The sequence below is a fragment of the Kribbella yunnanensis genome, from assembly GCF_039529655.1.
GTDB lineage: Bacteria > Actinomycetota > Actinomycetes > Propionibacteriales > Kribbellaceae > Kribbella > Kribbella yunnanensis.
This window is the reverse complement of sequence record NZ_BAAANF010000025.1, coordinates 40,696-51,804: the sequence shown is the minus strand read 5'-3', so window position 1 is coordinate 51,804 and position 11,109 is coordinate 40,696. Positions and strand designations below refer to the sequence as shown.

10 protein-coding genes are annotated in these 11,109 nt (G+C 67.9%); 5 read left to right on the top strand and 5 right to left on the bottom strand.

Features of this window, described 5'->3' with window-relative positions; genetic code table 11:
- The first annotated feature begins 196 nt into the window (after positions 1-196).
- Positions 197-3,094 carry a M36 family metallopeptidase gene (locus tag ABD231_RS36310; RefSeq protein WP_344162866.1) on the top strand — a complete coding sequence of 966 codons (2,898 nt, stop codon included), beginning with the start codon at positions 197-199 and terminating at the stop codon, positions 3,092-3,094.
- A 275-nt stretch (positions 3,095-3,369) separates the two neighbouring features.
- Here the strand turns inward: ABD231_RS36310 and ABD231_RS36305 are convergent, their stop codons facing one another.
- Positions 3,370-4,374, bottom strand: a complete 1,005-nt coding sequence (locus ABD231_RS36305; RefSeq protein ID WP_344162863.1) for a LacI family DNA-binding transcriptional regulator — start codon at positions 4,372-4,374, stop codon at positions 3,370-3,372.
- 119 nt (positions 4,375-4,493) lie between these two features.
- Here ABD231_RS36305 and ABD231_RS36300 point away from each other — a divergent pair, with 119 nt between their 5' ends.
- Positions 4,494-5,411, top strand: coding sequence for an amidohydrolase family protein (locus ABD231_RS36300; RefSeq protein ID WP_344162860.1), 918 nt, complete (start codon positions 4,494-4,496; stop codon positions 5,409-5,411).
- Entirely contained in the window at positions 5,408-5,968 is a 561-nt protein-coding gene (locus tag ABD231_RS36295) for a cysteine dioxygenase (protein ID WP_132405787.1), read from the top strand. Before ABD231_RS36300 ends, ABD231_RS36295 begins: the two co-directional genes overlap by 4 nt.
- Here the strand turns inward: ABD231_RS36295 and ABD231_RS36290 are convergent.
- From ABD231_RS36290 to ABD231_RS36275, 4 genes are all read right to left on the bottom strand, one after another.
- The gene (locus ABD231_RS36290) at positions 5,938-6,933 is read right to left on the bottom strand and encodes a GlxA family transcriptional regulator (protein WP_344162856.1); all 996 of its coding nucleotides are present in this window, start codon (positions 6,931-6,933) and stop codon (positions 5,938-5,940) included. The genes ABD231_RS36295 and ABD231_RS36290 overlap by 31 nt on opposite strands.
- Positions 6,934-7,082: 149 nt before the next feature.
- Entirely contained in the window at positions 7,083-7,712 is a 630-nt protein-coding gene (locus ABD231_RS36285) for a class I SAM-dependent methyltransferase (protein WP_344162854.1), read from the bottom strand.
- A gap of 55 nt (positions 7,713-7,767) precedes the next feature.
- Positions 7,768-8,454 (bottom strand): hypothetical protein, encoded by a 687-nt coding sequence (locus tag ABD231_RS36280; RefSeq protein ID WP_344162851.1) that lies wholly within the window; start codon positions 8,452-8,454, stop codon positions 7,768-7,770.
- Positions 8,455-8,520: 66 nt separating this feature from the next.
- On the bottom strand, positions 8,521-9,144 hold the full coding sequence (locus ABD231_RS36275; RefSeq protein ID WP_344162848.1) for a hypothetical protein: 624 nt from the start codon (positions 9,142-9,144) through the stop codon (positions 8,521-8,523).
- Positions 9,145-9,382: 238 nt separating this feature from the next.
- On the opposite strand from ABD231_RS36275, the gene kdpF reads away from it, so the two are divergent.
- Together kdpF and kdpA are read left to right on the top strand one after the other, a co-directional pair.
- Positions 9,383-9,472, top strand: a complete 90-nt coding sequence (gene kdpF / locus ABD231_RS36270; RefSeq protein WP_131363646.1) for a K(+)-transporting ATPase subunit F — start codon at positions 9,383-9,385, stop codon at positions 9,470-9,472.
- Positions 9,472-11,106: a potassium-transporting ATPase subunit KdpA gene (gene kdpA / locus ABD231_RS36265; RefSeq protein WP_344162839.1), complete on the top strand. Its 1,635-nt coding sequence runs from the start codon at positions 9,472-9,474 to the stop codon at positions 11,104-11,106. Before kdpF ends, kdpA begins: the two co-directional genes overlap by 1 nt.
- The last annotated feature ends 3 nt before the right edge of the window (positions 11,107-11,109 follow it).

Below are 11,109 nucleotides of genomic sequence, written 5' to 3'. Positions count from 1 at the left end.
ACCGCGATGGGGACCCGGCCGCTCGGTTACGTCCCTTTGCGCGTTGCTTTTAGTAATGTGCCGAGCACGAAGGACAACCCTCGTCTCCGCGCCATTCCGGGGAGTTCTCTTCCCCGGCACCGCATCCAGGCTTAAGGTCGGGCGCGGACGGGTCGCGGAGGGCGATCCGCGCAGGTGACTTTTCTGGAGTATCGCTGTGACCACATCACGCAGGCGACGGGGGCTTCTCGCCATCTCCGCCGTCTCCGCCGTCAGTCTGCTGGCCGTCTCGATGGCCAACGGCGCGACGGCCGCCCAGACCGCCGGCCCCGGCGAAGGCAAGGCCGCGAAGTCCGAGGGCATCGCGAGCAAGGAGCGCAAGGGCAACTACGACGCCCGGACGCCGAACGCGAAGACGACGTACACGCGGGCCGCCAAGGTGGCCGGCAAGGAGTCGGACGCCTCGGAGAAGTTCCGCAACTCGCTCGGCACCCAGGGTGTCGTCGAGCTCGACGCGAACACCGGGACCCCGGCCCAGGTCACGAAGCTGGACGGCTTCCTGACCGGTCGCAGCGCCAAGAAGGCCCAGGACGTCGCGCTGAACTACGTGAAGGCGCACCCCGAGGTCTTCAAGCTCGCCGCCGCCGACCTGGCCACGCTGAAGCTCCGCAAGGACTACGTCGACGACCTCGGCACCCACCACATCTTCTGGTCCCAGGTGGTCGACGGGATCGAGGTCTTCGGCAACGGCCTGAAGGCCAACGTCACCAAGAACGGCCAGCTGATCTCGGTGATGGGCTCGCCCGTCGCCGGCCTCACCGCCCAGGCCGAGGCCCGCTCGGCCGCCCCGGCGGTCTCCGCCGACGACGCCCGGGCCAAGGCCGCGAAGGACCTCGACGGTACGGCGAAGTCCGCGACCACCAAGTCGGTCGGCTCGACCGTTGTGTGGAGCAACGGCGACCAGGCCAAGCCGGTCTGGTTCCACACCGCCGACGGCCTGCGCAAGGGCTGGATGACGTATGTCAACCTCGGCGGCACCAAGATCTACACGCACGTCATCGACGCGCAGTCCGGCGGCCTGCTCTACCGCCGCGACCTGTCCGCCGAGGGATCCGGTGACGCGCTCGTCATCGACAACTACCCGGGTGCGGCCGCCGGTGGCAAGCAGCGGGTCGAGAACCTGATCTACAACAAGTGGCTGCCGAAGAACGCCAAGACGCTGCTGGAGGGCACGTCGGTCCAGGCCTTCGCCGACGTCAACGACGACAACCAGCCGAACACCGGTGAGACCGTCAAGGTGCCCGGCACCAAGACCGGCGCGGAGTACAAGCTGACGACGTTCAACAGCAACCCGCTGTGTTCGGCGGCGTTCGTCTGCACCTGGGACCCGGCCAAGCCGGACTCCTGGAAGACGAACATGAACGAGGACGTCACCAACGCGTTCTACCTGGCCAGCAACTTCCACGACTGGCTGGCGAAGCCGCCGATCAGCTTCACCCCGGCGGCCGGCTCGTTCGACGCGGCCGGCGGCGACGCCGTGAAGCTGAACGCGCTGGACGGCGCCGCGACCGACCCGAACGGCGGCCCGGACGCGAACCACATCAACAACGCGAACATGAACACCCCGCCGGACGGCATCGCGCCGACCATGCAGATGTACCTGTTCGGTGAGCCGGGCGACGACAAGACGGTTCCGAGCAGCTCGTCGACGTCGGCCGAGATCCTGTACCACGAGTACACCCACGGTCTGTCGAACCGCCTGGTCGTCGACGCCGGCGGCAACTCGACGCTGAACAGCATCCAGGCCGGCTCGATGGGCGAGGCGTGGAGCGACTTCTACGCGCTGGACTACCTGGCCTCGCACGGTCTGGAGAAGGACACTGTCGCCAACGGCGAGATGCGGATCGGCAAGTACGACACCGCCGGTGGCTCGATCCGGACGATGCCGAACGACTGCCGCGTCAAGGCCAAGGAAGCGGCCTGCGTCGGTATCGACGGCTCGCAGGGCGGCTACACGTACGGCGACTTCCCGACCATCGGCGGCACCCCCGAGGTGCACTCGTCCGGTGAGGTCTGGGCCCAGACGCTCTGGGACCTGCGCGAGCGCTTCGGCCGCAGCTACGCGGTCAGCATCATCACCCGCGCGATGGAGCTGTCGCCGTCCGACCCGACCATGCTCGACATGCGCAACGCGATCGTGCAGGCCGACCTGGTCGCCAGCGGCGGCAAGAACGCCGGCATCATCTGGCAGGTCTTCGCCAACCGCGGCATGGGCTGGTACGCCGGTGTGATCGACGGCGGCGACGCCTTCCCGGCCGAGGACTTCCACAAGCCGCCGACAGGCAAGACCACCACGCTGTCCGGCACCGTTACCGACAAGGACACCGGCAAGCCGATCAAGGGCGCCCTCGTCTTCATCGGCGGCCACTCGTCCGGCTTCGCCGGTGATTACGCAGCCACCACCGACGCGGCCGGCAAGTACACCATCACCAAGGTCGCCCCCGGCACCTACCCGAAGTTCGTCGTCGCCTCCCCCGGCTATGAGCTCGCCGTCAACCCGGTCGTCGTCAAGGCCGGCGCCACCGCCAGCTTCGCCGTACGGCGCAACTGGGCCGCCGCCTCCGGTGGCGGTACCGTCACCGACTTCAACGGCCCGGACCTGAGCGACTTCGGCTGTGGCCCCGGCGGTGCGATCGACAACGCCCAGGGCACCGGCTGGGGCAGCACCACCGGCGACGACGACGGCACCCCGACGAACGTGATGATCCCCAAGCACATCGACATCAAGCTCCCGTCGAAGGTGACCATCGACTCGTTCAAGGTCGACCCGTCCAACGTCTGCGGTGACCCGGGCAGCGCCTCCACCGGCCAGTACCGGATCGAGACGTCGGTCGACGGCACCACCTGGGCCACCGCCCAGGAGGGCACCTTCACCGCCGCCAACCGCGGCAAGTACAACGTGGTCACCCCGACCGGCAACGCGACCGGCGTCCAGTACGTCCGGTTCGTCATGCTGGCCCCGCAGGTCCCGGGCTGGCCCGGGGCATGCCCCGGCCCGTTCGGCGGCTGCCAGTACACCGACATGACTGAGATCCAGGTCTTCGGCAAGCAGTAGTCCCTCGCACTACCCAGAACGGCCGGTCGGCCCCCCCGACCGGCCGTTCGCCATACCCGGCCCTCGCATCCGCCCCCACCACGGTGCCCCGGCCGCAACTGGTGGCCGGGGACAGGAAGTGATGGCCGGAGACCTATGGCAACAGGCCTCCGGCCATAACAAGCTGTCTCCGGCTCGCGGGCGCGGCATCCACATACTGGGACCGGTCCAGTAAGTCTACTGAGTTGGTTTAGTTTCAGAGGGTGGATGCAGGGAGCGGTCGGTCGGCGCTCCGCTCAGGTGGGCGGAGCGCTGACCGAGCCGCGCTCGATCAAGGTCGGTACGACGGTGGTGCGGCGGACCCGGCGGTTGGTGTCGACCGTGGCGGTGACGCGGGCGACGACGTCGGTGACGAGGTCGTCGAGGGGCCAGTGGAAGCTGGACAGGGGTGGCGTGAGCAGCTGGGAGAGCGGCTGGTCGTCGTAGCCGAGCAGCGACAGGTCCTCGGGGATGCGGAGGCCGAGCTCGCGGCTGGCGGCGTACACGCCGAAGGCCATCGAGTCGGCGAGGGCGAGGATGCCGGTCGGGCGCTCGGTGCCGCTCAGCAGGGCGCGGGCCACGTCGGTGGCGCCGGCCAGGTCGTGCGGGCACTGCAGGACGCGGATCTTGAGGTTGAGGTCGACCGCGATGCGGTGCGCGATCTCCTCGGCCGGGCGGTCGATCTCGGCGCGCAGGGTGGGGCTGAGGACCGCGACCTCGCGGTGACCGGCCTCGGCCAGGCGGCGCAGCGCCGTACTGACTCCCGTCTCGTTGTCGAAAACCACCTCGGACTTCGCCTTCGCACCGGGGAGGGCGTCGCCGATCGCGATCACCGGGGCCTGCTCGGCGATCGCGGACCAACCCGGCGCGGCCGGGTCGATCGGGATCACCACGATCGCGTCGGCGCGGTGGTCGACCAGGTGCTGGGCCAGCTCGAGCTGGCGGCCGGCGTCGCCGGCGGAGTCGATGATCCACGCGTTCCGGTCCGGGGCGAGGAGCTCGCGGCCGAGAGCGGCCGCGAGGCGCTGCTGCCAGAGGTCCTCGAGGGACGCGCACAGCACGCCGATGGAACCGCTTCGGCCCGAGGCGAGGGCGCGGGCCACCGGGTCGGCCTGGTAGCCGAGCCGCTCGGCCGCCTCCTGGACCCGCTGCCGGGTCTCCGGGGTGCCGTGCAGGCCGCGCAGTGCGTAGGACACCGCGGCCATCGACAGGCCGGTGTCGGCCGCGATGTCTTTGAGAGTCGGCCGTCGGCTTCCGGACATGCTCAGAACCCTAGCCCGAGGCTCGGACAGAAACTTGACAAGAGGGCCTTTGAAGCGCTTCACTCTCTAACTACTGAAGCGCTTCAATCTGATCAAAACGCGGGCTTGGAGGAGGAGCTGTGATCGACATCCACCAGCACCTCTGGCCGGCCGAGTTCATCGACCGCCTCCGGGCCCGGACCGAGCCGCCGTACCTGGACGGCTGGACGCTGCACACCGCGACCGAGACGCCGTACGAGGTGGATCCGGCCGCGCACGACGTCGACGCCCGGGTCGCGATCGAGCGCGAGCTCGGCACCGACCTCGCGGCGGTGTTGCTGTCGAGCCCGCTCGGGATCGAGTCGCTCGGCGACGATGCCCTGCTCGACGCGTGGCACACCGGTGCGGCTTTGCTGCCCGAGCCCTTCAGGGCCTGGGCCTCGGTGCGACTGCCCGAGCCGGATCTCGATGAGGCGAAAACCCTTCTGGACAAGGGATTCCTGGGTTTCCAGCTTCCCGCGCATGTGCTGACCACGCCGGCCGGCTGGTCGACGTACGGGTCGCTGCTTGAGATCGCGGAAGGCTGGGACCGGCCGGTGCTTGTGCACCCCGGGATCGCCGAGCCGGCCGGCGACGTACCCGGCTGGTGGGCCCCGGTGGTCGACTACAGCCAGCAGTTGCAGGCCGCTTGGTGGGCCTGGCACGCGTACGGCGGTCGTCGCGAGTTCCCGCGGTTGCGGATCTGCTTCGCCGCCGCGGCCGGCCTCGCGCCCGTGCACCACGAGCGGCTGACCGCCCGCGGCGGCCGCCTCGGCACCATCGACACCAACCTGTACGTCGACACCTCGAGCTACGGCCCGCAGGGAATCGACGCGGTCGCGCGCGTCCTGGGCATCGACCAGGTCGTCCACGGCACCGACCGGCCCTACGCCGGCATTACCGAGCTCCGCCAAGGCGCCGCCGCAACCGCGGTGATCCGCCACGACAATCCGAACCGGTTGCTGTTCGGGGGAGACCCCAGCGCCGGCCGTCCATCTCCTGAGAGGGGAGTGCAGTGACTGCTCAGCCCATCGACGCACCCGTCGTCCCGGCACGTCAACCCAGCCGGCTAGTGGATCTCAACAACTGTCTGTCGCTGGATGACCTTCCAGGTCGCGACCTCACCCCGCAGGAACTCGCCGAGCTGGCCTCGTCGATCGCCGCCCAGCCGCACCTGTGGGAGGACAAGGTTGCCTACAGCGATGACGAGCGTGTCTTCGCTTCCCTGCACCGCGATGCCAACGTCGACGTCTGGCTGATCTGCTGGACCCCCGTCAACGACACCGGCTGGCACGATCACGACACCTCCTCCGGTGCCGTCGCTGTCGCCAAGGGCACCCTCGTCGAACACAACCTGGCCATCGGCACCGAGTCGATCGAGACCGAGGTCCCGGCCGGCGCCGTCTACGGCTTCGGGCCCGACCACATCCACCGCATGGTCGGCCGCGACAAGGGCAGCGTCAGCGTCCACGCCTACAGTCCGCCGCTGTGGCGCATGGGTCAGTACTCCGTGAAGGACAACGTCCTGCGCCGGGTCTCGGTCTCCTACGCCGACGAGCTGCGCCCGATCGACTGAAACGCCCTGCGATAACCGATCGGCGAGGTCCGCACCTGGCGGGTGAAGTGCTGGCGCATGTTGATCGCCGTACCGAACCCGCAGTGCTGCGCGATCTCCTCGATCGGGATCGTCGTCGTCTCCAGAAGCTCCTGCGCGTGCTGGATGCGCTGCCGCAGGAGCCACTGGAGTGGCGTCGTACCGGTCTGTTCGCGGAACTTGCGGTTCAGGGTGCGCGGACTCACGGTCGCGTACGTCGCCATGTCGGCCAACGTGATCGGTTCGGCGAGGTGTTCCCGGATCCACCGCATCGTCGGCTCCAGCGAGCCGCAGTCCGGACCGGGCTCCGGGTGCACGATGAACTGCGCCTGCCCGCCGTCCCGCAACGGCGGTAACACGATGTGCCGGGCCACCTCGGCGGCGATGGCCGAGCCGAAGTCCTTGCGCACCATGTGCATGCACAGGTCGAACCCGGTCGCCGCCCCCGCCGAGGTGAGGACATTGCCGCAGTCGGCGAACAGAACACTCGCGTCCACCTGAACATGCGGGAACTGCTCACCTAGCGCCTCGGCCGACGTCCAGTGCGTCGCCGCGACCTTCCCGTCCAGCAGGTCGGCCGCGGCGAGCACCAACGCGCCACCACAGATCGACGCAATCCGCACACCGCGCGCATGCGCCTCCCGCAGCAGCGCCACCAGTTCGGCCGACGGATGGCTCACGTTGTGCCCACCCGGCACGATGATCGTGTCCGCCGTACGAGCGTCCTCCAGTGTGTAAGGCGCGTTGATCTGGAACAGCTCCAGCCCACCCGGCCCCCACATCGACGTCCCCGGACGCTCGGCACACACGATCACGTCGTACAGCCGCGGGCCCCACAGCTCACCCGCCGCCTTCTCCAACGACCGCGCCGTCCCGAACACCTGCGCCGGAATCGCCACATCCAGCACAGCCGACCGCTCCGCGACCACCACCGCCACCCGATGCATGACCACAATCTATCGAACAACGGCATTCTTGCCACTGTCTGATCCGATCACCAGACAGAACCATGAATCCATGCTGCTTGTCCGGATCGCTGTCTACGCCCTCGCACTCCTCCTCATCGTCCTCCTCGGCTACCTCGCCGACCGCCTCCTCAATCACGCTGCCCCACCCCGAAAAGCAACCCACTCGCCTGCACCATCTCAGGATGCCGATCAGCAAGCCGCGCACACTCAAGCGCAGTCTCCAGCGGATCCGGTTCGTCGTCAGGTAGGGCCAGTCCGTTGTAGTGACGGTCGACCATGATGCTCAGCCAGTCGCCGGCCACGGTCAGCCCGTAGATCGACACTGCGCGCAAACCAGCACCAGTGAGCTCGGACCGCAACTGCGCCACCGTGTGGTACGCGGTGTGTGCCCGTCGGCTCGCGGTTGGGTTGACTGCCACCGCCGCCACGAACCCGCCGCATTTCGTGACCCGAATCGCTTCCCGCAGTGCGGCGCGGCGGTCTGCCGCGTGCACCAGGTAGTGCATCAACCCAGACAGATAGGCCGCATCGAACTCCTCATCCCCAGTCTGCAGCGCGACCGGATTCAGCATCCGCACGTCGTACCCGTCCGCCAGCAACAGCTGCGCATGAACCCCTGGCCCACCCCCGATATCCGCCACCTTCGCAGGCGGCGCCGGCAGATACCGCCCCAACAGCTCCCGCACCCGCGCCAGCTCCAGCCGCCCCTCGACACCCGAGCCCAACACACTCTCCGCACGTTCGTCATGGATCGTCATGACGAACAAGCCTCACCACACTTCACCTCCCCAGGGAGGGCAGATCGCGGGGCATTCAGGGGCATCCAGGGGCAGATTGCCAATCCCCGTTCAGCATTCGGGCCGCCCTGCTGCTGAACGCCTGCTCTGCCTGCTCGATGATCCGCAGCCTGCCCAGCCGCCGACGGAGCAACGGCCGGGGCCAGACGATGCGTCGCCAGCCGATCCGGTACTGGATGAGGGTCGAGAACAGTTGGACGATCAGCCACTCGGCCGGGGTGATGCCGTCGGATCTTTCCGGGATCGCATTCGCCTCAGGTGGATCGCCGATGTTCATCGACAGCGCCGTCGACGCAGGCGGGTTGGCCCAGGCGAGTCGGGCGTGGACGGTGACCTCCGCGCGCAGCAGCTCGACCAGGACGTTGTAGACGTGGCCCAGCTCGGCACTCTCTCCGCTGACCCAGCCAGTTGAGTAGGCCAGCGCGCCTTTCAGTTCGGCTCCCATCGCCTCGAGGCGATGGAGTGTCTCCGGCGAGTCATCGATCCGCCGGTAGATGCGTTCGGGGTAGTGCCCCCACGCATTCAGAGCTTTGATCGCGTCGGCGTATCCGTCGCGGATGAGTTCGGTGCGGGCGCCGGTGCGGTCCAGCATCTTGCCGGCCAACGTTCCCAGCACCGACGATCCGAATGCGATCGGCACGATCGCCGTCCACCCGGTGACATCCGGCACCGATCCACCCCCGTCGCTCGACTGCCGACTCACCCACGATTCTCCGTGGTGGATGGTGAGCCGGCATCAGCGCGCGCGTCGCCCCAGGGCGACGTGAGGTCAGGCCCAGGATTCGGCGTGGGTGGGGATGCCGTTGGGGGCGGAGAGTTCGGTGGTGATGTCTTCGGCGTCGGGGTCGAGGGGGTCGAAGGGGGTTTCAGGGACTACGTAGGCGCGGGCACCGGCGAGCATTTCGATGCCGGGGAGTTCGAACCAGGCTTCGCCTACCTCGCGGCTGATTTCGAAGATGGCTTGTTCGGCTGTTTCGACGGGGTCGGGTTCGCCGCCTTCCTCGAGTTCGGCGGGGTGGCGTTCCTGGGCGGCGCGGCCGGCCTCGAGGAGGGTGTCCAGGTCTACGACGCGGAGGTCGAAGCGGGAGACCACGCTGATGATGTGGTCCTCGTCGGTGTCGTCCTCGGCGTCGGGGTCCTCGGTTTCGTCGAGGAGGAGGGGGGTGGTGCCGGTGTGGTCGAAGACGGCGTCGTTCCAGTCGGCGACGAGTTCTTCGAGGGCGGCGTTCTGCTCGTCGAGGGACTCGTGGTTCTCGGAGCCGGTCATCGCGAGCAGGGCCTCGGTGTGGGCCTGGAGGCGCTCGGCGAGCTTGCGGCTGGCCTCGGCGAGGGCCTCGCGGCTCTCGGTGGAAAAGAACTGCTCGGCGGGGGCGGTGATGTCCAAATCAGTCACTGGCGGTTCTTCCTCAAATCGGTGGGGCTACTGCTCACGCGTAAGTATGAGAGAGACGCGTGAGAGCTGTGTCGGCGGGTGTGAGAGAGCTGTGAGAAGCCTCCTGACCGGGCAGCGAGCGGTGTGCAGTGGAGCCATGAGCAATGTGAGGTGCAGTCGTGGCTGACGTGATCTATCTGGCCGTCGCTGCCGTCGTGTTCGCGGCCGTCTGGTTCGCGCTGCGTGGAGTGGAGAAGTTGTGAGCGCCGAGAACATCGCCGGGCTGGTGGTGGCCGTGGCTCTGGTCCTCTACCTGGTCGCCGCCCTGATCTTCCCCGAGAGGTTCTGATGTCCGACACCGCCGCCGGCCTGTTGCAGGTCGGCTTCCTGGTCGCGTGCCTGGCCGTGGTCTACCGGCCGCTGGGCGGGTACCTGGCCCGGGTCTACACCTCCGAATCCGACCTGCGGGTCGAGCGGGGAGCCTACCGGCTCTTCGGGGTGGACTCGAAGGCAGACCAGACCTGGGCCGTCTACGCCCGGTCGCTGATCGCGTTCTCCGCGGTCAGTCTGCTCTTGCTCTACATCCTGCAGCGGGTGCAGAGCCACCTGCCGCTGTCTCTAGGTCTGCCGAACGTCGAGTCCGGCCTGGCCTTCAACACGGCGGCGTCGTTCGTCGCCAACACGAACTGGCAGTCGTACTCGCCCGAGGCGACGATGGGCCATCTGGTCCAGTTCGCCGGCCTCGCCGTACAGAACTTCCTCTCCTCCGCCGTCGGTATCGCCGTCGCGGTCGCGGTCATCCGCGGGTTCGCCCGGTCCAAGACCGACCGGCTCGGCAACTTCTGGGTCGACCTGACCCGGACGGTACTGCGGGTTCTCCTCCCGATCGCCGTGATCGGGACACTCGCGCTGGTCGCGATGGGCGTCGTACAGAACTTCTCCGGTGGTCACGAGGTCACCTCGGTGGTCGGCCAGGCGCAGACCATCCCGGGCGGCCCGGTGGCCAGCCAGGAAGTCATCAAGGAGCTCGGTACGAACGGCGGTGGCTTCTACAACGCCAACTCCGCGCACCCGTTCGAGAACCCGAACGGCCTGTCCAACCTGTTCGAGATCTTCCTGCTGCTGCTGATCCCGGTCTGTCTGACCCGGACGTTCGGCCTGATGGTCAAGGACAAGCGCCAGGGCTACGCGATCCTCGGCGTGATGGGCACGCTCTGGGCGGCCTTCACATTCTCCGCGACCTTCTTCGAGGTGCGCGGCAACTCGCTGGAGGGTAAGGAAACCCGCTTCGGCGAGTGGGCCTCGGCGCTGTTCGCCAGTTCAACCACCGGTACGTCGACCGGCGCGGTCAACGCTGCGCACGACTCGTTCTCCCCACTCGGCGGCGGTACGACGCTCTTCCACATGATGCTCGGTGAAGTCTCGCCAGGCGGTACCGGAACCGGTCTCTACGGCATGCTGATCCTCGCCGTACTGACGGTGTTCATCGCCGGACTGATGGTCGGCCGAACCCCGGAGTACCTGAAGAAGAAGATCACCGCGCGCGAGATGAAGCTGGTTTCGCTCTACATCCTCACGACGCCGACCGTCGTACTGGTCGGGGCGTCGATCGCGATGGGTCTGGCGGTGGCGCGGGCGTCGATCTTCAACACCGACAGCCCGCACGGGTTCTCCGAGGTGCTTTATGCGTTCACCTCGGCGGGCAACAACAACGGGTCGGCGTTCGGTGGGCTCAGTGCGAACATCCCCTTCTACAACACGGCTCTCGGCATCGTGATGCTGCTCGGCCGCTTCGTACCGATCGTGTTCGCGCTCGCCCTGGCGGGTTCGCTCGCCAAGCAGCAGCCGGTCCCGGTCACCCAGGGCACGCTGCCCACCCACAAGGCTCTGTTCGTCACGATGCTGGTCGGTGTCGTCCTCATCGTGACCGGCCTGACCTACTTCCCAGCGTTGACCCTCGGACCGCTTGCGGAGGGACTGTGAGCA

What these genes read in the sequence shown, in the direction of transcription:
- ABD231_RS36305 (WP_344162863.1), bottom strand. Translation starts at nt 4,374, where the DNA reads ATGTCCGGAAGCCGACGGCCGACTCTCAAAGACATCGCGGCCGACACC.
- ABD231_RS36290 (WP_344162856.1), bottom strand. Translation starts at nt 6,933, where the DNA reads ATGCATCGGGTGGCGGTGGTGGTCGCGGAGCGGTCGGCTGTGCTGGAT.
- ABD231_RS36285 (WP_344162854.1), bottom strand. Translation starts at nt 7,712, where the DNA reads ATGACGATCCATGACGAACGTGCGGAGAGTGTGTTGGGCTCGGGTGTC.
- kdpA (WP_344162839.1), top strand. Translation starts at nt 9,472, where the DNA reads ATGTCCGACACCGCCGCCGGCCTGTTGCAGGTCGGCTTCCTGGTCGCG.